We start from the raw sequence: 25752 nt of genomic DNA, 5'->3' as shown, positions 1-25752 counted from the left end.
GGTAGTGAAAACAGTCCCCAGACTGTATCCTCTCTCTACATCAATGGTCCCTTTGATCTTTTTCAGGTGTTCGTTCATTTTTCTTCTCCTTTCAAAAACATTTTCTATCATATGTCTATCCACTTCATACCTTTTTCTGTTGTTCTTTGTAATACATAGTTTAAATTGTTTTTTTATGATTTCTTTGTTTTTATTGTATGTTTTTTGTGTAGATAGCATCTCCTACATTTATTCAAAAAAAGAACATCCGCCTGTAATCACAACAAACGGATGTTTTTCTAGTCTTTACATATTATTTTCACTTCTATACCTTGATCAGTATTTTTTAATTCACACTCATAGTGATGTAACTCTACAATCATTTTTACAATATAGAGACCTAAACCACTTCCTCCAGCCTTTCTATTTCTAGATTTTTCTCGTCTATAAAATGCATCAAATAATTTTGGAATTTCCTGTTCCGAAATATGCTCAGCATTATTCTCAACGGAAAATATTACATCTCCTCCTTTTTTATACACCTTACACCAAATATTTCCATTATCCGGCGTATACTTTACCGCATTGCTAATTAAATTGCCAATTACTTTCTGAAAAAGAACTCTGTCCGCATGAATATCTGTGTGCTCTTCTATTTCTATGTGGAAAGTCACCCCTCTATCTGTCGCAACATCTTCCCATTCTTGTATACAATTTCTTACAATGTTATCCAAGGATACATTAGAAAAATTGACTAAGAATCCAGCTGACTTTATACGCGAAACATCAAGTATCTCCTGAATCAGTCCTTCCATTGCAAAGACTACTTCGTATGATCTTTTCAGATATTTATCCCTATCTTTATATCCACCAATTCCTGAAATCATCCCTTGAATTTGCCCTTTTAATATAGTAACTGGGGTTTTCAATTCATGCGAAACTGCTGCAAAAAATGACAATTGCTTCTGTTCCATTTCCTGCTCTCTTTGGATTTCATCTTGCAATATTTTATTTTTTTCTTTTAACTCTTGTAATGTCTCTTCCAAATGTTCCGCCAATCGATTCAAATTTTCTCCCAAAATACCAATCTCATCGCTTCGTGTTTCGGGATACGGTCTACGAAAATCTAATTTCACCATTCTTTTAGATGCTTCATTCACCTTTAAAATTGGTCGAGTGATATATTGAGCGAAAAAAATAGCAATTAAAATAGATACAGCAAAAGTAATTACTCCGAGAACTGGCAAAATTCGGTTTAACACTTTTAACCCTATATTTACAGACTCTTTCGTTCCAAATATCTGAAGTTTATAAATCGTGCCTTCATTAGATTTCACGATATAATTTTTTGTAATGCCCTTGCTATTTTGTGCTTTTGAACTATCTGCATCTGGAGCTAAAAAATAAGATATCTCTCCATAATTTCCTATCTCCTCTCCTTCTTGATTTTTCACAATGATAGAGACTCCATACTCTATCGCAAACCGTTCCAATATCTTCTGAGTTTCATCATTAGTCATATCCTTTATTTGTGAAATCGTAGTGTCTAATTCTTTCTCAAGACTTTTATTTAATTCTGTTAAATAAAAGTTCGACATGCCAAATGTGACCATTCCGTAGATTGCCGCACTCAATGTCAATAATAGCATTATAGTTACTAAAAATACCTTGACAGTTAAGTGTTCTTTAATGTACTTTCTCAAGGCGATATCCCACTCCTCTTACTGTTTCAATATAATTTCCCAGACTGCCTAATTTCTTTCTTAAATTTTTAATATGATTATCTACAGCACGTTCATCACCATAAAATTCATATTTCCACAATCGATTCAGGAAGCTCTCTCTTGAGATCACAGCTCCAGGATGCTCCATTAGCTCCTTTAATATTTCATACTCCTTTTGTGTCAGATCAATACTTTCTCCATTTATAATTACCCGATAATTACCAATAATAAGACAGATTTCACGATACCACATCTGATTATTTTCTGTTTCCTCTTTTTTATTATATCTTCTAAATACAGCTTCTATTTTTTTAATCATCAGCGGTAACGAAATTGGCTTTGGAATATAATCATCTATTTGTAATTCAAATCCTTTAATCTGATCTGTTTCACTGCTTAATGCACTAATCATAATAATTGGCACATTTGAACTTTGCCTGATGATTTCACAAACGGCATATCCGTCCATCTTAGGCAACATAATATCCAAAAGTACCATATCCGGATGTTCTTTATTGAAAATCGCCACCCCCTCTACACCATCATCAGCAACACATACTTGATAGTTTTGGTCTTCCAAAAAAAATTGTATCATTTCTTGTATATCTAAATCATCTTCCACAATCAAAATTTTCTGCATACTGTCATCTCCTAAATAATTTCATTTTATCATCTTATTTTGTAATTTGTGTGTAGTTTCAATAATATTTAGAATAACAAGAACTTATTTTTTCTGTCAATACACTATTATATTTCATCTGTACATCCTTTTCATTTTTTCCATTCTATATAGAACATATTAAATACATAGAATAGAATCTTTTATTATAGCATTTACAAAGCCTATGGATCCAATATCTGATTATTCCGCCACCCCGTAATATTCTCAATATCAATTCAAGGCGTTTCACCGGCTTTCTTGTACAGTACATTACTCTTACTTAAAATCTGTAAGCGCTTAAATTTCAGCCGTTGATAGAAAAATATCCGGCTACTTTTCAGTAAACGGAATACCTTGACAATTCACATATGATTTATTATTGATTTGAGTTTTCTGCTCGACGCTCTATCTCAGCTTTTACCTTTTCATTCCATGGAGCAAGTTGATCTAATTCATTGTCACTCATACTATCATCTGGCAGCTTTTCCAGAAGATAGGTTAAATAGTGATAGACATTTACTCCATTTGCCGTGGCCATCTCTACCGTCGTATTGCACTGTTGGCTGGAGAGCCCCTTCTCTGGCATAAGGTGTTTGCTCCCATGCCCGGTGGAAACGTTTCCCGACGGAAGCAACCTGCAGTACTTTTGCTGGATCGGATGCAGGAAAGAACCATTCCGATTTTATTTTATATTTAACTGTCATGATCTTTAGATACTCACAGCATAACTGTCGCAGATCGTCCGGCAGATAGACAAGACGGTCATTGCTGCCTTTTGACTGATAGATTTTTAGTACACCATTTTCCAGGTCGACCGTGTCCAGTCGCAGTTTTCTGGCTTCTGATACCCTGAGTCCACAGCAGAAAAGCATGCGAAACAGGATCCTGTATTCCAGAGCCAGCCTATGAAAGACCTCGGCATTTATGGTTGGCTGGTAACTGTCAATCTCCAGAAACAAGGACTGTATTTCTTCAATGCTTAAAACATATGCGCTACGGTTGCTTTTACGGGTGAAGTTTCTCGGGACATAGCACTTAATTCCATATGCCTGCATGTACAGACTTAACTGTCGGAGAACGGAGATCCTTCCTGCAAGAGTAACTTTTGTTTCTGTTTTACGCAGAGTCCCCCATTTTCCCGCCAGTTCCTGAGTTATCACAGGAGTTTCAACCTGTTCCTGATTACAGAATTCATCAAATTTGTGAAGAATCCATTCTGCATGCTCATACTGGAAGCCTGCGTTTCTTTTTTCTGTGATCATGCTTTCGATAAATGGTGCAAAACAGCTGGTGAAACTATAGTGTCCTGACATCATACAGCCCCTCCTTCCAGAAGAAAGGCGATAAGGAACGTTCCGTATCCATTACAGATGCAACAGTATCTCATTTAAAAAAGTATTTAAGACAGTTTCATCCGGAAATGCTTCCTGATCAGCCCTTATTCTATACGAAAATCAAAGGAAGTATTGCTCCGATGTCCCCTGGAAATGTCTCAAGAATCATCAATAAGTATGCGGATGCGATCAGACCAGAACACCCAAATCTCCCGAAACATCTGCATTGCCATATGTTCCGGCGTACCAGGGCAACTGGTTTATACCGAAACGGGGTTGAACTGGAGATGATATCTGTAATTCTTGGACATTCATCTACTGAAACAACCAGGATTTATGCGACTCCATCCATTGAAATGCTTGGAGAAGCAATGAATACTGCTAATTCTACAATTCCAGACGAGACTCCGGAATGGGAAGAAAATGAGGATGAACTTGCTCGCATCTGTGGGCTGAGATAACTTTTTTATCCTCATCTTTTGTTATAAGAATGCCTAAAATAAAGCTTTTGGTAAAAAGATGAGGATAAAAATTTCATGTTTATAAGCCTGTTACGATATAGATTTCATCGGCGGCTGTGATATCCCCTAACATTCCAACTCCTTCACAATGCGAAGCGTTTGAGCCAGAAGCTGAGGATCTGTTCCATTTGGTATTGTTAGATGAAAACTTCCTACAGACAGCTTCATTGGCTCTGCTACGGAAAGGTTATTTCTTTCCGTAGCTACCGGAATCACATTTAATGGCTGTTCATATGGGAGCGGGTCAGTATCATGAAAATCCACTCTGACAACTTCCTGGCTTTCCGGTGCACGATAGCTGCGTGCGGTTGACGCTGGCAAATCCACACAACCTTTCTGACGCAGCCTTTTTACCCAGTTGTAAAAAGTTCCCGGTTTAATGTCGTGTTCCACACACCATTGATGATCTGTCAATCCACTTTGACGGCATTCCATGATGAGACGGTATTGTTCTTCGGCAGGTATTCTTTTGCTTCTCATAAGCACACCTCCATAAATCGGATAGAGTAAAATGCTCGCATCTATCATTTCTAGCAAGAGAAGATGAAGTGAAATGCTTGCATTTTCTAATGATTATTATGGATTCATTTTTAGGGCAACACAATCCGTCGAATTATTTTGCGCTTACAACTGAACCAATGCCACTAACGCTGAAAATGACATTGTTGATTTCTTCCCATAAGTTCTCAAAGTCCTCCCTTCCATTCTTCAATACTTGCTGTTGTTCTTCCAATAAGTATTATTTAGAGAACTCTTTCACGTTAAATTTACCTAAACATGTAAAGAACCAATTAGGCGCCTACTATTTATTTACTACTTTTTGTTGTATTTTCATGCTGGTAAATCCAGCTTTATGCAAGATATCTTCTCTAAAAAGAAAATACCGATAAAGCCCCTAAAATAGGGAATATATCGGTATTTACCAACTTATGAAAAAATACGCAGAAAATTAGTGGGATTTTTTAAGGAATAAAAGTCTATATTGTTTATATGTTTTTTTCAGAATTATACCATTCTTCTAAAATATCATATGCTGTCTTATCTTTATCATTGCTAAACACTGTTTCATAACAATAATCTGCATTTAATCTATTCTTTAACACATCATAAGTAAGTTTAATTTGTGTTGGCATCTTTTTTTTATATTTCTGACATAATGTTATTAATGATTTAATATCGTCATTAATAATAGCTATTGTAGCTCTCTGTCTATCTACTGACACATCATACTCTTCTTCGTTGCCATTTATCACATCATTTAGTCTATTCTTTTTCACTACTTGCCCATTTACCTTATAAAAAAAGCCACTTGACAGTATATTATTTTCAAAAGAACAATATATATATACTTTTTCGGCTCTATCTTCTACGTATTCTAAGCAAATAGAAACCATATCTGCTTGAAGTTCTGAAAAATAATCCTCAAATATTTTTTCCATGATATCCTCCAATCTAATTAAAAATATTCTGAATAGTAGCATCTCCATCAATTATATATTCTACAATAAATTCCGTTGGGCGTAAACCATTTTTATCATATCTAACTTCAACGTTAACAGCAACTTCCTTTCCCTGTTTTATTGCCTGTGCCCATATATTTTCAATTTTTCGATAATCGCTTAAATTGACATGTTGAGACTGAGAAACCATATTATCTAACTTGGGAGAACCGCCAAAGCGATCTCCAGCCAAGTGTCCCGCATGATCTCCTTTTAATTTCCCAGGAGTTTTTGCTACATGGTTTAATCTCTTTTCACGTTGTGTTAATTGTAAGTTTTCAGTATTCCAATTAGATATCCTACCCAATTCATCTGTTTCATAGTTATAGTTGAATTCACCTGTCTGATATTTAATACTAGACTTTAATTTTCCAGTTTTATCAAATGGTATCTCTGTAAAAATTTTCTGACTAGTTTGAACATTACTCTTCAATACATCTAATCTACCTTGATTAGAATTTATTGTGATACTATCTCCCAGTTCTTCAATATCCACCTTTCTCGCCACATCTCCAATTTCCGATACTGAACTATTTGCTAGGTTTCCTGACAGGACTCCTTCTACCACATTACTTCCCAGCATTGCCAATATACGGCTGTCTGTACTTTGATAGATTGCATCATAAGCTTTATCTTCTGCCACATTGCCAATCAATATCCTTCCACCATCTACGGCGATAGTTTTAAATTTTGCAGCACCTGTTGCCCCTTTTAAAATACCACTCATCGGTAATGCCATTGCCGAAATCATAGTACTGGCATTTCCTATAGTATAATATAAATCCGGATTTCCTGCAAACAGTGTATCACGGATAGGGTTTTCTGCCATTGTAAATCCGTCCCCGGAAAAGCCAAGGGATATATTATTCATTCCTTCTGTTGCGTTCGATAATCCATATAAGGTAGATGTTCCTCCTACAATAGCCCCTCCAAGCACAATAGGGGCAGCCGCACCCGCTGTTGCGAAAATCAATGCTGTTCCCACTGTTGCGGATACGATGCCTGCAAGAAGCTGTTTCAATCCTTCTGCTTTCCTATCATCAGCAAGTTTATCGTTCATTTTATCTTCAAACTTTTTCATTGCCTCTTCGTACTGAGCCATGTTCTGAGCTACAAAATTTCCACTTTCTTCATAGCCCATCTGCAGCCTTTGATATGCCGGCAGCATTGCAATAGAACCAGCCTGATAATTAGTTACTGATACAGCAGAGCTTCCTGTTCTTGCTATCAGAATAGACCTTATAGACTCCATCATGGAGTCCATATTCTGTGTGTCATTTTGATGCGTTTCCTCATAATCACCAATATCACTGTTTAAAGTTTTAACACGACTTTCCATCAACTGATAAGAAAGTACTAAAGATAAACCTGAAGGTTGGACAACTGAAACAATGTCACTAACATTGGAAATGACGCTATTGATTTCTTCCCTTAAATTTTCAAAGTCTTCCCGTCCATTCTCCAATGCTTTCTGTTGTTCCTCCAATATTTCTTGTGGAATCTCAGCCTCATAAGAAGAATCAATTCCATAATATCCCTCTGCATATACCGAAAGACGTACCTGAAACTCAGTTAAGAGTTGCTGTAGTGATCCAATCACAGGAATATGTACTTCTTGTATATAATTCTGTATGCTTTTCCCGGTTTCCCCTTGGATGCATGGTGTTACTACAATCGTTTCTAATGCCTGATAAACCGTCTCTAATTGTGTTCCCCATTCACTCAACTGGCTAATCATCTGATTTTGTACTTCCAACAACTCTTCAATTTTCACATGGTATCCCATAACACACCTCCTCCTTGGGTGCTTCTTTTCAAATTCTATATGTTCCAACCGCTAAATGTCTATCGTTTTATTAAGGATTGTTCTGCATAAGTCATACAGGTACTGACATCTTGTAGTTTTCCCACATCTTCCTGCAATAAAGTTTTATAACTTCCAAACAGTTCTGATAAAGTCTGATAGGTTTCTAAAAATGCTGCTAAAGATTTCATATTTCCTGTAATTTCCGGTTGTTCTTTACTTTTTTTAATACCTTGGCTGGCTACAGATAACGCTGACACATTCGAATTATAAGTTAATTTATTTAATTCAATCATTGACAGTCCCCCTTACCTAATTAAGCAATGTTTCAATATAATTTCCCAAAGAGTTAATCTGACTTTTTAGCCAGCCAATCACTCCTTCTTGATCATAAATCTGATTTTCCAATCTTGTGATTTCATCCATAATCGCATCTACGGCTTGATCAGTTTCATCATAATATGTTTGATAACAAGGTTTAAGCTGTTCCTCAGCAATTCCTTCATACTCTTCTTTATTAGATCCTTTCCAACTGCTACATGAAAGTTTTTGCGTAATGTCAAATTTCTCCGACTCTATATTGAGTTTATAAGTCTGCAGTTTCTGTTTTGCACCTTCCAAACGCTCAATTTTCTTTTCTAATCCCTGAATTTCATTTTGACACTCTGAAATCCTATAGTTTGCTTGATTAATTTCATATTTTGCAGATGAAATAGCAGCTTGATTTTTATTTGCCATGAATCACACCTCCCTGTCCAGAAAGCAAAAGTTTTATGACTCATTTTCTATTTTTAATAATCCATCCAAATGTTCTTTTAAACTTTTTTGCATTCTGAAATCATCTTCATCTTGAAACCCTTTTTGAATTACTTCTTCAATATCCTCGTGGTTTAGATATAACACGTTTTCTCCAATCAAGCCTTCTGGATAAGTACAAGCAACATAATCAAAATATTTTTGCTCTCCCTTGAAAATTGCTACAACACCTCTTCCAATCAAAACAAGCTTTTTTACACTTCCTTTTACAATAATTACAGAACCTAATGGTAAAAACTTTTCTTCTTTCATTGCATTCATACCTCTCATATTTAAAATAAAACAGAACGTTTCTTAATTATTTAGAAAATTTCATTCGCATTAAAGTTATTCCTTCATCAAGTAAACTCATATCATTCGCATGTGACACATCATATTCTCCAATTTTTTCGTTAATGTCTGTCAATGTAACCATAAGTGTATCAATTTTCTCTGGAACTTGAAACTCGATGGAATAACTGAATAAATCATCTACTTTACTAAGTTCATCTACGATATTCTCATAAATGTCAGTATAACTTTCTTTATATAAGTTTAATTGTTTCTGCTGTCTTTCTAACACATCTTGTTTAATAATTGCTGTATTTGACTCCTCAAGTTCCATAAATCCTAGTACGTATTTAGAATAATTTTCTTGGAATAGATCTAGAAGAGCTTCTATCTCTGTTTTTATTGGCATATGAATATTTTTTATGTTATCTTTTAATTTTGTACCAGCTTCACCTTGCAATTCGTTTGTATCTCCTAAAACTTCCAGAGTTTTTCCAACCTCTTGTAGCTCTTCTTTCCAACGCTCAATTTGTTCCTGCGATTTAAGCTGTAAGCTTAAAATTTCTTCCATTCTAAGATAATATCCCACATTCTTCCCCCTCTCTTATAATATATCTTTTTCTTTAAGAAGCATAAGTTTTCCCGCTTCTCTATAAGAGTCTGCACTTGCTATAAGAAATGTTTTATACATTTTCATCAAATGATCCAGGTTCTGATATGTTTCTGTCATATTGTTAAGAGATATAAGTTTACTTTCCATATCCAAATGCCCATAAGTACTTGTAATCCTCCCCGCTTTCTTTTTGAAATCATTTACTTGTCTAAAATATGGATTTTTAAATAGTGCAATAAAATCCACACCTGCTGCCGCCCATTTAGAAATTCCTCTTTCAATGGAATCCCAAATTTCCATTCCTATATGGACGCCATTTTGAAATGTATCTATAAAGTACTTGCATACTTTCTTTCCAAATTCCTTTGTATTTTCGGATTCTTTTGCCAAAAGAAAAAGATTTATTAAGAAGATTCCATCTACAGCCAAATTCCGTACTACTCCAGGGGCTTCATTTTCTATTTTTCTTATGACTACACCAACCGTTTTTGCAAAGTCATCCATCTTACCATTTTGGAAAAATTCTGTATCGTGTTCCATCATCCAGCGCCAGACAAAACCGGTATCATGTTTTTGAAACAGAGCGCCATCTGTCAATTTTTCCAAATCATATATTTCATAAACCCTATCGTCTGTTCGTATAGATTGGAACATTTCATCTGGCATTTGATTAAGTAAATTTCCGATAAAAGACCATTGATAGTGTTTCACATGGGAAGCCATATTATCAATTTCTAAAGCATGTGACAAAAGATATTCATCGGAGTATCCTGGTCCGTCCAAATTGTAAATCGTTCCCACTTTGTTCTGCATGTTTGCAGGCACTGTAATTCCAGCATGCTGTGACAGATTTCCACCTAGAGAATGCCCCGAAAAATCAAATGTTGTATAATTATCCCCATATTTTTTATTCATATCTTTCACAAAGTTCTGTGCTGCTTTCTGCTGTTCCGTTAAAATATTATTGAATAAAGCGATATCTGCATTGATCCAGTCTTGACGTAGCTGATGCGTAGTGTCACTTTCACTTCCTCGGAAACCGAATATCGACTGACCTTCTCCACAATCAATCATACATCCATAAAATCCCGAATTTGCATTATCATCTTTTACTTCCACGATCTCCCACTGTGCATATTCTGAATTTTTTATCTCCTCTATAAATGCCTTTGCTTCCTCGAAACGCATCTGCTCGTATTCACTCAATTTTGTCGTTTTGGGATCTTTATTTCCATATACTCGATTAATATATTGTTTTTTTATACTAGGTGACACTCTAAAAATATTTTCCAACGTTGCTGAACCGTATCTATCTACCGCGTCCTTTATATCATCATTTTCAATATTCATATATGCTATCTGTGAAGCCACAAGTGCATCTTTATCTGTTGTCGAACCCATATACAACGCCTTCCTTTTATTTATATTTTTCCTGCTCTTTTCCCTGTTTTGCTGCTTTGAACACCTCTAAAGAATCATCAAATACCTTTGAACCACTCCGCATAATCGTTCCAAAATAAGGCTGCTCTTCAATAGCTTTGTCTAAACGACTTCCTCCATTTCTAGGTGCACTTGTCTCCAATACTTTTTCTGCCTGCCGAAAGTTCTTTTTGTCTAGGTAATAAATATAAAGTAGTGCTTCCCCACCCAGCTTCTCTCGAAACAATTCCTCGTACATTTTATACTCCTCTTCATCGGTCTTATCCATCATTGTCGTAGCATCTATATAAATACGTATAGCCCCCAAGGTTCTTTCATCCGGATTACCTGCATAATTACGTAGATTAACGTAGTTTTCCCAATTGGAGACTTCTTCTACAGGCATATTTTGCCATTTTTCCCACTCATCTTCTTGTGACCAGATACGTCCTTGGATATAGTATCTTTTCGCCACTTGTGAAATCACTTTTTCTGTTTTTTTCTCCATCTGCTTTGCTAACAGACGTTCCACATACCCATCTCCAAGAGGGCCTACTTCTAGTCCAAAATCTTCTGTATAAAAATAGCTTCCTTCAAATGGATGTTTTGGATCACTTTTTGCAATACATGTTGCATAAATTGCTCCATTATCTGATGGTAACAGTTTAGGTTGATTCCAAGACAGTACTTCAAATTCTTCTCCGTATTTTTCCTGTAAATGACTCTCTATCGCTTTTGTTATAACTTCTTTTTTCGTATCCATTCCACATCCTCCCAACATCATGATTAAGAAAAGACTCACTAATAGTGCTGATTTATATCCTCCTCTTTTCAAACCGATTCCCTCCTATCTGTGGCACTTTTCTAATGAATAGTTACACGGCTTTTGCTAATTTAGTAGTTTTGTAAGCCAATTATCCAAATCATTAAGTACCATCTTCAATTGTCCAATGATGCCTTCATGCTCATATCGTTTGTTCTCCAATTGTGTAATTTCATCATTCAATGCATCTTGTAAGCTATCTACATCCTGTTTGAAAGCATCACAATCTTCCAATACTTTTATTACTTCCCCATCAAAAGACTCTCTATTGCTTCCACACCATGTAAAATAATTCATAGATTCAATAGTTCCCGCCATGTTACTGATTGTCGTACCTATTTCTTCCTTTTTTGCACTTACTGCATCCCTTACACTTTTAAGTCTTTCAATTTTTTCTTCTAAACTTTCGATAGTTATTCTGTTATCTGCTATTTGCGCATTACATTTTGATATTCTTTGCTTACATTCAGCAATTTCTACCCCATTTTTATCCTTATCCATAAAATTCTCCCTAATATTTTGGAACCCGCACTTTAACATAAGCTCCATTATGGAACAATAAACCATCTTTAAACTGTGGAAGTTCCTTGGCTGAATTAATCGGGAACATTGTTGTTGTTCCCTGATTTCCAAGAAGTAAACCTTCTGTTGTGTTTTTCGCAAATTTCGTCACTTCGTCAAATCCTTTCATCTTTCCGGAATGTGCAGTCAAAATGATACTGATACCAACACCTGCTGCCTCATTCAGAATAGGAGCCAAAGTTATCGCCTGTGTTTTGGTCAATTCCACAAAATTATCCCAATCGTCTACAATCAAGCTAAACGGCTGCAATTCCCGGCAGATTTCCTTTGGATTTAACGTCGGATCCATTTCTAATGATTCCTTGACTTTTTGATTTCTTTCTGTGATCTCTGCCTTGAGTGCATCTATGAGCAGTGGCACCATTGCCTGATTTTCTATATAAACAACTTTTTCTGATGTTTTATAGGAATAAAGTTCCATAGCTTTGGAATCTACCAGATAGATTTTTCCTTTTCCTAGCATCTGATCGAGAATGACCTTCAATACGTTTGTCTTACCTCTTGCTGCTTCACCAAGAATCGTAAATGGTGTATTTCCAAGCTGGAATCCGCAGGCACACACAGCTTCTTTTTCGAGTCCAACATAAATATCCTGCTCTGTATGAGGATATTCTTTCATATCTGCAAAGAACAAGTTTTCTGGAAGAACCGGAATTCTTGGAGCTTGTTCACCTGGATACAGAGCATCAATATTCTGTATCAATTCTTTAATTTTATCCTTATATTCCAATTCTGTTTCAAACTTGACCATGCTGTAAAGCTGCATTACACTTATCATATTGTCATATTTCAAAAGAGCTCGTCCTTTTGTTTCTGATTGTTTATAAGTGCTTCTTCCAACAATTAAATTTACATCTGACTCATCAAACAGATATCCCGCCACTTTGTTTTTAAAATTGTTGTAGGTAGAATATTTCATGCCATTGCTTCTGGTAGCAGTTGCAATCACAAAAATCCCAAGTCCATAACCATCACGGGAAATCTTTTGGAAAAATTCTTCAGCCTCATATCCAAGTTCTTTTACTACATCAAAATTGTCAATCACAAGAACAATTGCTTTCATTTTCTCTGCAGAAACCTGATTGTAAACTTCAAAATTCTGTACTACTTCATCTGCCAGTTTTTTCTTTCTCTCTCTGATTTCTTTCTGCAAAATCCCCATTAACTTCTGGAATCTTTCCGAGTCATCAAATACAATATAATCTGCCACATGAGAAAGTTTGTTTAATGGCATCAGACCACTGTTTCCGAAATCCAAAATATAAAAATTCAAATCCTGCACGCTATTCTGCATAGCCAAGGACAAAACCGCAGTTGTCAAAAAGACGGTTTTCCCATATCCTGCTGAAGCAATATACAGCAAATTCCCATCTTTGATAAAATCAACATCATATGGAATCTGTTCCTGTTTTTCCGGAATATCAATGAGTCCCATAGCAATTTTCATGTTCAATTCTTTTGGGGTTGCACGAATCAGTTCCTGTGGGCTTACAAGTTGTTCCGGTAGTGGTGGAAGCCAAGGTTTTTTCACCTCTTTTACATCTTGTGTTTCATAATACTCGTGAATATAGCGTACTACTGCGTCCAACTGCGTTTTTACTACTTTGTTGTTTTCTTTCGTATCACTTAAATCTTGATTTACCAATTCCCCTTGTCCGATTTCATTGAGTACATAAACCCGGTCATCGACTTTTTCTTTCTGTTCTTCTTCATTATAAGCAGCTCCACTCCACGCAGATTGGAACAATTCATAGATTTCATTATTACCCACTTGCAGATAGGCACGTCCAGGCAGCGTAATGTTTGCTGCATCTGCCGTTTTTAAAATTTCTTTACTGTCTGCTTCGTTCTGTACTTTAAGTGCCAACTTAAATTTTGAGTTTGACCAAATCTGATCATCTACTACACCTGTAGGTTTCTGAGTTGCCAAAATCAAGTGTACACCAAGGCTTCGTCCAATACGGGCAGCAGATACCAGCTCTGACATGAATTCCGGCTGTTCCTTTTTTAATTCAGCGAATTCATCACTGATCAGGAATAAATGTGGAAGAGGTTCTTCTGCCTCTCCATTTTTAAATAACTTATTATAGTTATTGATATGGTTCACATCATATTGATTAAAGATACTTTGTCTTCTTGCTAGTTCACTTTTGATAGATGCCAACGCACGCATACTCTGGGAACCATCCAAGTTCGTAATCGTCCCCAATAAATGTGGAAGGGCTGTAAACATCTTAGACATACCGCCTCCCTTATAGTCAATCAAAAGGAAGGCAACCTCATAAGGATTGAAATTTACAGCAAGTGAAAGAATATACGATTGTAAGATTTCTGATTTTCCGGAACCTGTTGTACCTGCAACCAGACCATGCGGTCCATGAGCTTTCTCATGAAGATTCAAATACACATAATCTCCGGCTGCTCTTGCACCAAGCGGTACTGCCAATGATTTTGAAGAATTATTTTTTCTCCATCTTTCTTCAATCCGAAGTTGTGATGGTCGTTCCACCTGATACATTTGGAAGAAAGTAATACTGTTCGGTATCTGTGCACTAATCCCCTGCATGTGTTCTAGCACACCCAGATTTCTTCCAAGCCACTCTAAAGGAATTTCCTGCATATTATGAAGCCTGAACTTTTCCTGCTTTTCTTCCCGTTCATCAATCAGCAGAAGTCCATCTTCTGAGTTTTTCAGCATTGCAATAGTTCCTATATTTTCTGGCAGATTTGCCCTTAAATGAGAGGTATAAATGATAGAAAATCCTAAATTATACCCTTCCTTTTCCAAATACTCCATGATGGAATGATCCATAATCCATTTTGGCTCATCAATCAGAAAGAGAAAGTGTGGTAGAAAAGTACTCTCTTTTTTGCTTTCCTCTTCTTTTTGCTTCCTGTCTTTTAAAATCTGATATAGACTTCCTAAAATCTGATCTCTTTTGTTTTCTGAATTGATCATTGCAACGCTGTTTACCGTATGGATTTTAAAATGCGGATACCAGCGCATCCACTGGAAATCTTCCTGATAAGCTTCATCATAGATTGCAATAATTTCCAAATCATGATAACTGTGAAAGAACGTGAGCTGGCAAATGAGTGCCTTTATTTGCTCATGTATTACACTTTTTTCTCCTACCAGGCCAAGATGAGCCTTTTTCAAATCGATAACTACCGGTTTTTCAATGACAGAAAATTCTTTTTGAATCGCTTTTGCCTCATCTTCCAATATATCTGGTTTCGTTTTTAATTCATCAAGTTTCAGCTGAATTTGAAGCTGTGGATGTGTTTTTTCTACTCCCAATGATACTTTTAGAAAATCTTCGTCATTATAATTTCGCTCATAAATTCTAGGGCTGTATTCTTCAATCATATTCCGGATTTCAGATACAGACGGATAATTATATTCATAGGCTTCTTTTTCTTTACAATAGGCATGATAGATTTCTTTTCGTTTCCGCAATAGATACTGCTTATAGGTTTTTTCTCTCAGAATTTTGTTTTCTTTTAATTCTTTCTTATCACTGAAAAAACGCATAATGGAAACAACTAAAGACATCCCCGTACCGGCAACCGCCATCACTACAAATAATCCACGCTTCATAATCACACTAATTGCAATGGTAATGCAAATCATAATCACAGGTGGCAATATTAGCTGAACAAGTCCGCCTTTTTTACGATCCATCAATTCTTTTGGCTTCTCTAATTGAATTTTTTCTTCCTGTACTCTTTTGATAATTCTTGGAGAACGTTTATACTTCGGAAAGCCTTCAAACGGGACTCTGGAATCTTTCATAACAGGAAGTTGCGTATGTATTTCAGAAATATTCCCTTCTATAAGAATTACATTTTCCAACAAAATAACAGAAATATCTCCAATTGTTAAAACATCTCCATTTTCCAGTAACACCTTGTCTTGCTGTATCACCTTATCATTTATAAGCAAAACATCTTCCGTTTTTTTATGAATAGAAATTTCTTTTCCTTTTACAATAATATCGACCTTACACTGTGGAAAAACGATATCTGTTTTCCTTGAACCTATAGTAAAGTAATCGGGACGAAATAATCTTATTCTTCCTGTTTCCATTTTCATTCTCCATCCCCCTCAGTATCCCCTGTAGTTATATCTTCATAGTTATTTTGATCTTCCGTTTCATATTTTTCCATCAGGGGTTCCATTTTCTTTGTAATTTCATTCAGCTTATCGGATTTTTCTGCACCTGTTAATTCTGTATTTTCTTCTGTTATTGCTTTTTCTTTCATATATGCATATAAAAGTAATTGATCATCTGAAAGTCGTAGTGCAATATCAGCAGCCTGTTCTGTATCGCTTCTTCCCAGATAAATCCAGTAATCTAATTTCGACTCTGTATCATTCAATGTCATTTTAGCTAAAATATTATCTTTTTGCTCTTGTGTAAGATTTTCGCTACGGACATATGCATTCGCAAGCATAAATTTCTGTGGGGCTGTCATGTTCTGCACCTTGACATTTCTCATACAGTCTATACATGTAACATAATCAGACTGAACATATGCATCACTAAGCTCTATAACGGCTCTTTGATAAGGTTCTTTTGCTATGCGGTCATATCCTATGTATCCAACTGTCCCAAACAATACGAACCCGAGAACTGCTGCTGTTACTTTTAATGTTGTCACCTTGTTTTTTGGTATCAGAACTTTCTTCTCTCTACGGTCTTTCTTAATTCGTTCATACTCTTCACAAAGTATCTTTTGTATGTCTTCTACCGTGGTTCCTGACTGTACTTGTCCTAACACCCCTTCTTTCCCTAAAAGCTGCATACCTCCCTGCAGATAATCCTCAAATGTATATTTATTCTGTAAAGCATATCCAATAATTGCTTTATAGGCATTTAAGAACTGTTTCTCTCGGTCTGTACTTGCAGACAAAACATCTCTGCTTTTCGCTTTCACACTTCCATGAAGATCATAAAACAGATTTTGGGGCTGCAAAGAAAAAGAATATTTTTCTATGTATTTTTTAAGATTTCCAATATCATCTAAAACTAAAAGGATATCAGGAAGGTCTTCTTTTCGAATCTCCATGAACGGTCTTCGGTTTTCTAAATCATATGTAATTTCTAATTCTTCGCTCTTTTCCTCTATATGCGACTGTAAAAATCCATGTTCCGGATAGGTGATCCATTGATATTCAAATGCATCTTTTGCTATAACTTCTGATTTTTTAATAACTTCTTTTATTACTGTATCTTCCATAACCTTCCTCACCTTCAAGTAAAATAATTCTAATCTGCTTTAATTTTTAATTTTGGATACTTTATTTTATCTTTTTGTAACTCATATTGTTTCAAAAATTCTTTTTCCATTTCATCTACATACCCTGTAAAATAGATTTCTTCTATATCTTCATGGTTAAAAAAATATGTCATCTGACTATTTTGTCCTTGCGGATACAAGCACCCTGCATAGTCAAAATAACCTATGGTTCCTTCATTATTATATAAAGGAACTCTTGATATAATCATAATTTTCTGTTCTCCATCTTTTAATCTTATAACACTTCCAAGTGGCAATACATTCATAATTCTTCTCCTTTTCAATAAGTATATTATATATTTTTATAATATTTATATCGAGCAATAGGCTTCGTATATAGATAACTTTCTAACAACAAGATTGTTAGAGTCCATATAATAAAATGACAAACTGTTACGACTGCACTATACGGACTAATAATCATCATTAAAGGTCTATATGCAAAACAAATTATTAACAATATTATAACTAAACATGTATTACTTCCAAGCTGTTTTTTCCCTTCTTTGACGAATTGTTCAATTTCAAGTTTCGAGCAAGTATATTCAACTGCCGTTTCTTTTATTAATCTGTCCAATCTTTTTTTACCTAGATAAAACAAAATCTGTCCAGCAATAATTCCCAGTATCAATGTTGTCCAATATAAAATATTAACATTCGTTTTTATTTGGACATCAATTTTATTTAAAACAAAATAAATAATCATAGATGCACCCGCAACTAATCCCACTTGCAGCCCACCACTTCCTTTATTTTTCATAGCATAAATCTGTTGTGTTTCATTTGAATAATAATAATTCATCCCTTTTTCTGAATTAAAATATAAAAGCATCATTCTTAAATCCTCCATCACGCAAAAGCATTACCTAATCCATCAAAAAATCCAGATACTGCTTTTCCTACATTTGATAATCCTTTCTTTACATCATCAACCGCTTCATTTATTTCTTTCCCTATATCTTTTATCCCAAGCCAATTATTCTCATACGCATGGTCAAAAACTCTACTACCAAATACTGCGATTGCTGCACCTGCTGCAATTCCAATAGCAGCAACACCGATAGGTCCTACTGCCAATGTTGCTGCTGCAGCTGTTCCTGCCATAGTGCCCAATTCCCCGGCAATCAAACCAACGCCCAAGTGTCCAGCAGCTTTTACCGTTGCATCACCAACTTCTTCTCCTGAAATAAGTTGACCGCTAAAATCTATAGCTGCGCCTATAATAGGCATTCCGACTTTTCCAAAAGAGTGTAATTTTGTACCTGTATTAATTAACTTTCCACTTTGTTGAGCAAATGAATTACTTAATATAACAAAACTATTTTCTGTTGCAGGTCCCTGAATTCCTGTAGACAAAAATATTTCCCCCAATTTTACTACAGATTTACCACCTGATTCAAAAACTTTTGATATTATATCCATTTGCATATTATCCTTAATTTCATTTGGTATTTGTCCAATATTTTTCAGCATTTCTTTTAATAAATCAGCTGGTATTTCAGCATTTGGATTTTTTTGATACAATTCATATAGTTCTGACCACTCTTTTAAAGTTATATTCGGAACTTTCTTTTTTAATTTTTTAACATATTCTTCCATTTCCTTTTCTAGTTTTTTTGTTCTATCATTCCATCGTAATTGAACAGTTTTTTTCCATTCTGGAGTGTCTAATGAAACAGAAAAACCAGTTCCATTCCAACCTTTTTGTATAGCCACAATTCCTTCATTCACAGTATCATATAAAGTAATGCTTTCTGAAAACAACGAGGCCGTAGTATTTTCTATATCATATAATTTCTGTATTTTTTCATTCAACTCTTCAATAAGCGTTTGATTTTGATTAATAGAAATTTGATATTGAAAAATCATTTCTTGATACCAAAAACCATACTTTATCTTCATTACATCGTTTTGCATATTGCTTTGCATTAAACTAATATTTTTTTCTAAAAATGTATTCGTGGATATAAGAGCGTCTCTTTTTGCTATTAATTCTTCCTCATCAAGATTTTCATCTCCAACTGTACTTTTCAGATTTTCATGTTCTTGAATTACAGACTCATTCGCACAAATAAGGCCTTGAATAACAGCTTCGTGATTTCCTAACTGGTATTTCATGCTATCCCAGGCTGCTCCTTTAAGTTCTGTATTCTGTACAAATTGTGAAATTGTTTGCAATGCAGATAATAAATCTTTGTTATCAAATTCCAGATTTTGAATAATACTATCTGCCTGTCCTTTTATAGAACCTGGATAAAGTTTTAATCCCATACTTTTACCACTCCTCGTTTTCCTGCTCTTTCTCTAGTTTTTTCAGATTACTTTTCAAATCACTTTCTATTTCTGAAAATTTTGAATCTTTAAATGTCTTTGCCTCCCATACCGATTGTTGAAGCTTAGAGATACTCTTGCAAAATTCTGTATCATGCTTAAATTGAAGAAACATATCTGAAAAAATATTTTCTATTATTTTATCCTGATAATTGATTTCATCTTTACTTTCTTCTAATGTTCTTATCGCTTTTTTATAGTCGTCAATTTTATCCTGTAACTGTCTTTTTTCATTATCTTCCATATTAATCACCTAATAAACCAGCAGTTAATATATTAGCAATACTCTGATCCACTTGCTCAAATGTCTTACCTAAAGTTTTTATATGTTGTGCATCTTGCTCTAACGCATATCTATAAGCTGATTTTTGAGTCTGGCTTGTTTCATATGCCGTAATAGAATTTCCTTTGGCAGTAATATTTGACTCTGTATCTTTTGATATTTCTTTCTCCTGTAAACTATTTGCATTTGCTGAAATTGTATCTGAACTGCTTGAAGCAACCTGCGTATTGCTTTGTATATTACTCATATTCTATTTCCCCTTTCCATTTCTTATTTTATAATATTTGCAATATATCACCATAGAATATCCCAGCTTCTTCATAAGTAAATTCTTTCGACACAAACATTCCTGTACGCATAGATCTTAATTTGTCTTCATCACCAACAGCTATATTTATTTGACCTGCTTCCTTTAAAATCTGTAAGGTTTCACAAATCTTTTGTTCAGAATTGACCATAATATCTTTGTTGATTTGATATTTAGTACTCGTAAGTGTAATTGTTAATTGCATCTTCACGTCTCCTTTTCCTTCTTTTGTCAAAAACCAGGAAGAAAATAAAAAAGAAAAGTATGAGCATAATACCTGTTATGGCAATATTTACGCCCAACGCATTATCCTCTTTCTCAATTTCTTCTTTCTTTACTTCTGAACCTGTATATAAAAACAGTTGATCCTGTATTCTTTCGTATTCATCTTTTCCACTTTCTAAATCTGTTTCAAACAACTTTTTTTCTATTTTCTGATAGGCATCATATTCTTTTAAATGCACCTTTTCAATTTTCTCTTCATATTGATCTGTAAACAAATCTATTCCATAAGTATCCGTTAAGGAAGAATAGGTTTCATTCTTTTCCTGTAATACAGAGGTATCGAACTCAATGTTGCTATTAATATTTTTTTCAAGTGCTTTTCCTGTGTCATCCATTTTTCCCATACATACGTTCCTCATATTTTCAAAAAGCCGTCGGGAAAATCCCGACGGCTCTCTGCTACTACATCGCTCCAATTTTCCCTGCGATTTCCTGGTCGATGCTCTGCATTGCTGCGGATACATCACGTAACTGCTGTGCAATTGATGTGATAAGATCTGATGTAGCTGTAAAACTTGGTTCTAAAGATTGGAACTGGTCATAAAATGCCTGGCTGCTGTGACCGGCCCATTCATCACATAAGGATGTTACCATGTTTCTCATCGTAGAAACCACTTGGTTGAACTCCTCACATCTGGTATTAAATTCTGCTGCCTTTGCCTCCATCTGTTCCGGGCTTAATTTAATGTTGTTTACATCTGCCATAATGTACCTCCTTTGAATGCTTCTCCTTTTTTTATATGCAATGCTGCCAAACAGCTTATTGCTCTGGTTTTTTATTTCTAAAGTATCTCAAAATCAAGAATATAATAAGTGCTGTTAAAAGTACTGCAAAAACAATATAAATGAAATACGATGTTATATTACTTTCCTTTTCTGTATTCGCAGAAACTGCTTTTGCCGAAGATTCTTTTACTTCTTCTCCGCCCACTATCTTTTCCTTTTCTTTTGAAACATCATTTAAAGCTACTGGCTTAGCGATAAATTGATAAGCCTGTGTATATTCCATACTTCCCAATCTTGTATATGGAAGCTTTGCTGAAAAGTCAGCTAATATATTTTGATTTTCTTTACTGGTGGTTGTCTTGGTATTTTTTGCTGCACTCAAGCCGTCTTCCACCGCTTGATTTGAGGCGTCTTTTGCATCCTGAATACCTTTCTGAAGAGTATTGATATTTTCTTCTGTTGTAGTATAGACTTTATTTGCATAATCCACATAAGACATATTATTTTCTATCAAACTCTTCTGAAGCAGTCCGTTATTCTGTTTTATTCCATTTACATTTTCTGCAATATATTCATCTTGTACAGATGGTGCAAATGACTTCAGCTTTTCATTAAACTCGTGGATATAGACTGATTCAGCCTCATATTTTTGTTGCAGGATACCATTGAAGTTTTCTTGGTTCTTCTGCATTGGATCTACATAAAAATCCTGGAATACATTTTTTATTTCCTGCCCATTTGTTGTCTGCTCATTCCCAAGTTCTGTTTCAAAGGCTTTCACCTGCTTTCCATAATGCTCCAGTCTCTCTTGAATTGTAGTAGGTTGATTTGTCCCTGGATCAATAATCATATTCCCTGCTTCATCATATCGATAATCTTTATATTCCTGCAATGCAGTCACCTCTCGCGGTACATTTTCAATCACGGAATTAATGTACTGCTGAAAAGCATTCAAATCACCATCAAACACAATTTCATGAGTTTTGTCAAGCGCCAAACTTCCATTTCCTGCGTCACTCACAAAAGCACTTATAGAAGAATACCCAAGACTATTACACATAGCTATCATATTCGGATCTTGCTCACATTCCGCAAGTGCTGTCTGCACCGATTTTGCAGTTGTATATACTTTCGGAATTTCTATACCCAAATCAGGATCTTTCTCTATAATTTCAATAGTTTCCTGCTCATTTGCTGCCGCTGCAAGTTTACTGGTAATAGCACTCCATAACTGTTTTGTCGTATCTGCCTTTTGATTTTCTTCGGAGTCGGGAACATCTGCAAGGGTTATAGATAATTTTGGTGAATCCGAAGTAGCGTAATGTAATTCAAAAACCCCTTCACTTTTTTCCTCTAAAATCAATCCCGGATTTGCTGCTTCAATTTTCTTTGCAAACTCAGCTAAGCGGTCAGTCAGCTGATTTGGTAATCCCTGATTATAAGTCTCTATCGATTTTCCTAATTCACCTGCTATAATATCCGGCTGCCGTTTCAAATCTTCAAGCATGTTTCCAACTGTATTTCCTGGTTTTTTATTCAAAACTTCGTCCAGTTTATTATTTGCAGTATCGACTACAGAATTTCCCTCTTCATCTTTAAATACATCTAGCTGTTTTGTATATTCAGCCAAGGATGTAAGCTGTTCTGAAAGACTTCCTCCTTCCGTCTGCATATTCTGCAGTTGTGATTGTGCCTCTTCTACACACTTTTTGTACTGTGAATCAAGATCAGTTGCTAAAGCCGTATTTTTCTCTACATATTCTTCTACATTTAATGGTTCTGTTGTATTTTCTTCTCTTTTTAATTCCGGAATCTCAACTAATTGTACCAAATCATGCGACTGTATACTCTCAATGGCATCTTTATCTTTTAAATCATTATTCATAACTGTAGCAGCACCATCTTGAGCCTTATGGAACTCAGAAAGAATATTGTTCAAATACATATAGCTCAAACTGTCATTCAAAGAATTTCCAAAACTCATCACATCATATAACAAATGATACTGAGACTCTCCTGAAAGATTTTTATTTAAAGCATATTCAAGTTGAGCTGCTTGTGGTGTTGTATTAAGACTAACAACATTTTGTGAAAATCCGGCTGGTATGATTATGTAAGCACCATATTTTCCGTTTGTTAATCCTGTTCTTGCTTCCTCTAATGATGAATATTCAAACGAAGAGCTGGGAAATTGAACAATCTTATCTGCATAATTTATTTTTTCCTCTGCTGATGTTGTCCCCTCATCCAGATTGACTACCGCAATTTTTCTTGACTCCTGTTTCGTGTTTTCTCTTTCAGCAACTGGGGCAACTACTTGTTTTACATCAGGTCCTTTTTGATTTGTTTGTCCAAGGAAATATCCCAAAGTTCCTACAAGCCCGATACATCCAACAGCAAGCAGAACTGCAACGACTTTTTTATATTTCATTACAAATCATTCCCCTCCTTATCTTTGGAATTACATTTCAAATGCTTTTAATGCATTTTTTATTTAGCCCATTTTACCATAATCTTCCATTTCTCACAATATTTTTTTGACAGAATGGATATTTTTTTCACAATAAAGGAAGGAATTCATTTACTTTTCTAGAAAACTGCACATCATCAAAAAAACTTAGTGATAAAATGGTTCTGCTCACATCCTGTCTATTTTGATTCATCGTTTTAATCTTTATAATTATCCGAAATAATTCTAATTGTTGGTAAAGTCAGTCCTGTTTTTGTTACTGCGTAAATACAACTACTTATTTTTTTAATGCCTCGATATCCAAAAAACTCCAGATATTCTTCATGTGATATTCCTTGAAAATCAAATTTTCTTGTATCAATTTCAATTAAATACACCTAGTATCCTCCTTTTCCAATCTGCTTTTTTAATATCTTGTTTCTGGTATCTTCATGATGTTTTTTCTTTCAAATATGCTTTTATAATAATTCTGACATTTGCTTTTGCACTACAGGTAGACAATATGATTTCATTTCCCTTATTATCCTCAACATATCCTCTTTCTATCTGATAAATCTCACTATCTGCCGACACCTGTTCACAAGTTGTAATCTGATAGTTCAAAGTTCTTCCATCCGGTAAATAAACCTCCATATCCGTGTGCTTCTGGAAAAAATCAATATCCTGATAATTTCTCAATACATGAAACATACTTCCATCTTTCATATTATGGCCATAGATAATATTCTTACTATCTGAAAAGTCCCGTTCATTCCGGTAATCTAAAAAAATACTGCCCGCAATATTGTAAGTTTTTTGCACCGTATGGTTCAAATAATAGGAATTGTCTCCCCCTCTTACCACTGGATATTCCAGTACCCCTGGAATTCTGATCCATGCTACAACATCTGGATTGATTTCCTGTAAAGCTGCAAAATCGACCGTTACAGTTTCTTCCTGCTTTTCTCCTTCCTTATCATCTTCTGCAACATTTGGTTTCGTATTTTCCGGATCCCTTGTATTCTTCTCTACTTTTACATATTCTTGTAACTGTTCATATTCCCGTTCTGCTTTTTGATATTCACTAATAATCTGATAAATCCAGACTCCTGCTGCCAGCAAGATCACGCTTAATATCCCAAGTAAAAAGTATTCTTTTTTCATCTGCTTACCTCCAACGTAAAAAAGCGGCAGCATACCAAAACTGATATGCTACCGCCTGCACTTATGCCCCTTATTTTCTTAAATTACAGCAATCCAGTGGGTTTGGATTGATATGCTGTTTCCAATATTCATAATGTTCTGTGACATCTTCACAGACCGTCAACGGAAGATGAATTTTTTCCAATATCCTGATTTTTTCTTCCAATGGTAAATGCCAGTACCCACTCTGACGCAGAACATATTTCTGGTAATCCAAGTCCGGAAACCACTTTTTAATCCATCCATTCACCCGAAGAAATTCTACCAAAACTTTGTCTACCGGCAGCCTATTTAAGTAATCAAAATCCAAATACTCCTCAATCAGAGGGCTTAATCGTAATGTGACATCAAAGCCCTCTTCCTGTAATTTTAACAATGCCCTTAACCGCTTTGACGGACTACTTGCCTTTTCATAGGCAAGAGCCTTTTTATCATCAAAACAGGTAATGGTGATCTGGATATGTGCCAGCTTCGGATCATAAAGTTTCCGGTATCGTTCCTCTCCTGCCAGATGGGATTTTGTCACAATCAGATACCCAATACCATATTCATTTAACTGTTCTATGGTTTGATAGGTAATCTGTTCCTGACTTTCCAGCGGCTGAAAGCAATCTGTCATGCCTCCAAGTCTTAACATGGTTCCCGGTGGCACCTTTTCCAATTTTCTCCGGATTTTCTGGATATCTGCCACTCTTGGATTTTCTGCATTCCAAAGTCCGCGGAAATCCAAAAGGCTGCGTGCATAGCAGTAGGAACAATTATGCATACAGCCACAGCCATAAGTATCCAATCTGGTCGGATACCTGCATTTTTCTGCTT

29 protein-coding genes are annotated in these 25752 nt (G+C 35.3%); 1 reads left to right on the top strand and 28 read right to left on the bottom strand.

From position 1 onward, the window contains the following. Nucleotides 1-278: 278 nt before the first annotated feature. The 4 genes from HMPREF0373_RS07745 to HMPREF0373_RS07735 all read right to left on the bottom strand — a co-directional run bounded on the left by HMPREF0373_RS07745 (nucleotide 279) and on the right by HMPREF0373_RS07735 (nucleotide 3680). The gene (locus HMPREF0373_RS07745) at nucleotides 279-1682 is read right to left on the bottom strand and encodes a sensor histidine kinase (protein ID WP_021739123.1); all 1404 of its coding nucleotides are present in this window, start codon (nucleotides 1680-1682) and stop codon (nucleotides 279-281) included. Then, nucleotides 1666-2343 carry a response regulator transcription factor gene (locus tag HMPREF0373_RS07740; protein ID WP_021739122.1) on the bottom strand — a complete coding sequence of 226 codons (678 nt, stop codon included), beginning with the start codon at nucleotides 2341-2343 and terminating at the stop codon, nucleotides 1666-1668. The genes HMPREF0373_RS07745 and HMPREF0373_RS07740 overlap by 17 nt, the downstream gene beginning before the upstream one ends. 397 nt (nucleotides 2344-2740) lie before the next feature. Next, nucleotides 2741-2902 (bottom strand): transposase domain-containing protein, encoded by a 162-nt coding sequence (locus HMPREF0373_RS17770; RefSeq protein WP_226972153.1) that lies wholly within the window; start codon nucleotides 2900-2902, stop codon nucleotides 2741-2743. Further along, nucleotides 2835-3680 (bottom strand): tyrosine-type recombinase/integrase, encoded by an 846-nt coding sequence (locus HMPREF0373_RS07735; protein WP_049946824.1) that lies wholly within the window; start codon nucleotides 3678-3680, stop codon nucleotides 2835-2837. Before HMPREF0373_RS07735 ends, HMPREF0373_RS17770 begins: the two co-directional genes overlap by 68 nt. Here HMPREF0373_RS07735 and HMPREF0373_RS07730 point away from each other — a divergent pair. Further along, nucleotides 3671-4159 carry a tyrosine-type recombinase/integrase gene (locus HMPREF0373_RS07730; protein WP_226972159.1) on the top strand — a complete coding sequence of 163 codons (489 nt, stop codon included), beginning with the start codon at nucleotides 3671-3673 and terminating at the stop codon, nucleotides 4157-4159. The genes HMPREF0373_RS07735 and HMPREF0373_RS07730 overlap by 10 nt on opposite strands. Nucleotides 4160-4285: 126 nt before the next feature. On the opposite strand, the gene tnpA is transcribed toward HMPREF0373_RS07730, so the two are convergent. The 24 genes from tnpA to HMPREF0373_RS07610 all read right to left on the bottom strand — a co-directional run bounded on the left by tnpA (nucleotide 4286) and on the right by HMPREF0373_RS07610 (nucleotide 25723). Beyond that, a complete protein-coding gene (tnpA, locus tag HMPREF0373_RS07725) occupies nucleotides 4286-4699 on the bottom strand; it encodes an IS66 family insertion sequence element accessory protein TnpA (protein WP_173867549.1) in 414 nt (137 codons plus the stop codon). Between the two features lie 506 nt (nucleotides 4700-5205). Next, nucleotides 5206-5658, bottom strand: coding sequence for a hypothetical protein (locus HMPREF0373_RS07720; protein WP_044963416.1), 453 nt, complete (start codon nucleotides 5656-5658; stop codon nucleotides 5206-5208). Nucleotides 5659-5671: 13 nt separating this feature from the next. Next, nucleotides 5672-7504 carry a DNA/RNA non-specific endonuclease gene (locus HMPREF0373_RS16455; RefSeq protein WP_021739117.1) on the bottom strand — a complete coding sequence of 611 codons (1833 nt, stop codon included), beginning with the start codon at nucleotides 7502-7504 and terminating at the stop codon, nucleotides 5672-5674. Between the two features lie 59 nt (nucleotides 7505-7563). Then, nucleotides 7564-7818, bottom strand: coding sequence for a hypothetical protein (locus tag HMPREF0373_RS07710; RefSeq protein WP_004612655.1), 255 nt, complete (start codon nucleotides 7816-7818; stop codon nucleotides 7564-7566). 16 nt (nucleotides 7819-7834) lie between these two features. Beyond that, the gene (locus HMPREF0373_RS16035; protein ID WP_021739116.1) at nucleotides 7835-8260 is read right to left on the bottom strand and encodes a DUF5082 domain-containing protein; all 426 of its coding nucleotides are present in this window, start codon (nucleotides 8258-8260) and stop codon (nucleotides 7835-7837) included. A gap of 33 nt (nucleotides 8261-8293) precedes the next feature. Further along, entirely contained in the window at nucleotides 8294-8590 is a 297-nt protein-coding gene (locus HMPREF0373_RS07700; RefSeq protein ID WP_022250347.1) for a DUF4176 domain-containing protein, read from the bottom strand. A gap of 46 nt (nucleotides 8591-8636) precedes the next feature. Further along, the gene (locus HMPREF0373_RS07695; RefSeq protein WP_022250348.1) at nucleotides 8637-9197 is read right to left on the bottom strand and encodes a T7SS effector LXG polymorphic toxin; all 561 of its coding nucleotides are present in this window, start codon (nucleotides 9195-9197) and stop codon (nucleotides 8637-8639) included. A 15-nt stretch (nucleotides 9198-9212) separates the two neighbouring features. Beyond that, nucleotides 9213-10622: an Mbeg1-like protein gene (locus HMPREF0373_RS07690; RefSeq protein ID WP_021739114.1), complete on the bottom strand. Its 1410-nt coding sequence runs from the start codon at nucleotides 10620-10622 to the stop codon at nucleotides 9213-9215. 16 nt (nucleotides 10623-10638) lie between these two features. Further along, nucleotides 10639-11475, bottom strand: a complete 837-nt coding sequence (locus HMPREF0373_RS07685) for a DUF5037 domain-containing protein (RefSeq protein ID WP_226972154.1) — start codon at nucleotides 11473-11475, stop codon at nucleotides 10639-10641. Between the two features lie 54 nt (nucleotides 11476-11529). Continuing rightward, on the bottom strand, nucleotides 11530-11964 hold the full coding sequence (locus HMPREF0373_RS07680; RefSeq protein ID WP_044963414.1) for a DUF5082 domain-containing protein: 435 nt from the start codon (nucleotides 11962-11964) through the stop codon (nucleotides 11530-11532). 10 nt (nucleotides 11965-11974) lie between these two features. Then, nucleotides 11975-16141, bottom strand: a complete 4167-nt coding sequence (gene essC, locus HMPREF0373_RS07675; RefSeq protein ID WP_021739111.1) for a type VII secretion protein EssC — start codon at nucleotides 16139-16141, stop codon at nucleotides 11975-11977. Beyond that, the gene (locus HMPREF0373_RS07670) at nucleotides 16138-17289 is read right to left on the bottom strand and encodes a type VII secretion protein EssB/YukC (RefSeq protein WP_021739110.1); all 1152 of its coding nucleotides are present in this window, start codon (nucleotides 17287-17289) and stop codon (nucleotides 16138-16140) included. Before HMPREF0373_RS07670 ends, essC begins: the two co-directional genes overlap by 4 nt. Before the next feature lie 29 nt (nucleotides 17290-17318). Beyond that, a complete protein-coding gene (locus HMPREF0373_RS07665) occupies nucleotides 17319-17615 on the bottom strand; it encodes a DUF4176 domain-containing protein (protein ID WP_021739109.1) in 297 nt (98 codons plus the stop codon). A 26-nt stretch (nucleotides 17616-17641) separates the two neighbouring features. Further along, nucleotides 17642-18184, bottom strand: a complete 543-nt coding sequence (locus HMPREF0373_RS07660) for a hypothetical protein (protein WP_022250354.1) — start codon at nucleotides 18182-18184, stop codon at nucleotides 17642-17644. A 14-nt stretch (nucleotides 18185-18198) separates the two neighbouring features. Further along, nucleotides 18199-19620, bottom strand: coding sequence for a hypothetical protein (locus tag HMPREF0373_RS07655; protein WP_021739107.1), 1422 nt, complete (start codon nucleotides 19618-19620; stop codon nucleotides 18199-18201). 4 nt (nucleotides 19621-19624) lie between these two features. Continuing rightward, nucleotides 19625-19924, bottom strand: coding sequence for a hypothetical protein (locus tag HMPREF0373_RS07650; RefSeq protein ID WP_044963412.1), 300 nt, complete (start codon nucleotides 19922-19924; stop codon nucleotides 19625-19627). Nucleotide 19925: 1 nt separating this feature from the next. Continuing rightward, entirely contained in the window at nucleotides 19926-20210 is a 285-nt protein-coding gene (locus HMPREF0373_RS07645; protein ID WP_021739106.1) for a TIGR04197 family type VII secretion effector, read from the bottom strand. Between the two features lie 28 nt (nucleotides 20211-20238). Beyond that, entirely contained in the window at nucleotides 20239-20475 is a 237-nt protein-coding gene (locus HMPREF0373_RS07640) for a hypothetical protein (RefSeq protein WP_021739105.1), read from the bottom strand. Next, a complete protein-coding gene (locus HMPREF0373_RS07635) occupies nucleotides 20444-20899 on the bottom strand; it encodes a type VII secretion EssA family protein (protein WP_021739104.1) in 456 nt (151 codons plus the stop codon). Before HMPREF0373_RS07635 ends, HMPREF0373_RS07640 begins: the two co-directional genes overlap by 32 nt. A gap of 58 nt (nucleotides 20900-20957) precedes the next feature. Beyond that, nucleotides 20958-21260: a WXG100 family type VII secretion target gene (locus HMPREF0373_RS07630; RefSeq protein WP_004612715.1), complete on the bottom strand. Its 303-nt coding sequence runs from the start codon at nucleotides 21258-21260 to the stop codon at nucleotides 20958-20960. Between the two features lie 55 nt (nucleotides 21261-21315). Beyond that, nucleotides 21316-23712, bottom strand: coding sequence for a hypothetical protein (locus tag HMPREF0373_RS07625; RefSeq protein WP_021739103.1), 2397 nt, complete (start codon nucleotides 23710-23712; stop codon nucleotides 21316-21318). A gap of 236 nt (nucleotides 23713-23948) precedes the next feature. Beyond that, a complete protein-coding gene (locus HMPREF0373_RS07620) occupies nucleotides 23949-24128 on the bottom strand; it encodes a hypothetical protein (RefSeq protein ID WP_021739102.1) in 180 nt (59 codons plus the stop codon). 52 nt (nucleotides 24129-24180) lie between these two features. Further along, complete coding sequence (locus HMPREF0373_RS07615; RefSeq protein WP_049946823.1) at nucleotides 24181-24894, bottom strand: class B sortase; 714 nt, start codon at nucleotides 24892-24894, stop codon at nucleotides 24181-24183. Between the two features lie 70 nt (nucleotides 24895-24964). After that, nucleotides 24965-25723: an SPL family radical SAM protein gene (locus HMPREF0373_RS07610; protein WP_242831195.1), complete on the bottom strand. Its 759-nt coding sequence runs from the start codon at nucleotides 25721-25723 to the stop codon at nucleotides 24965-24967. Nucleotides 25724-25752: the final 29 nt, after the last annotated feature.

The sequence above is a fragment of the Eubacterium ramulus ATCC 29099 genome, from assembly GCF_000469345.1.
In the GTDB taxonomy this organism is placed as follows: domain Bacteria; phylum Bacillota; class Clostridia; order Lachnospirales; family Lachnospiraceae; genus Eubacterium_I; species Eubacterium_I ramulus.
The sequence above is the reverse complement of the archived record's forward strand: the minus strand, read 5'-3'. Positions and strand labels throughout refer to the sequence as shown.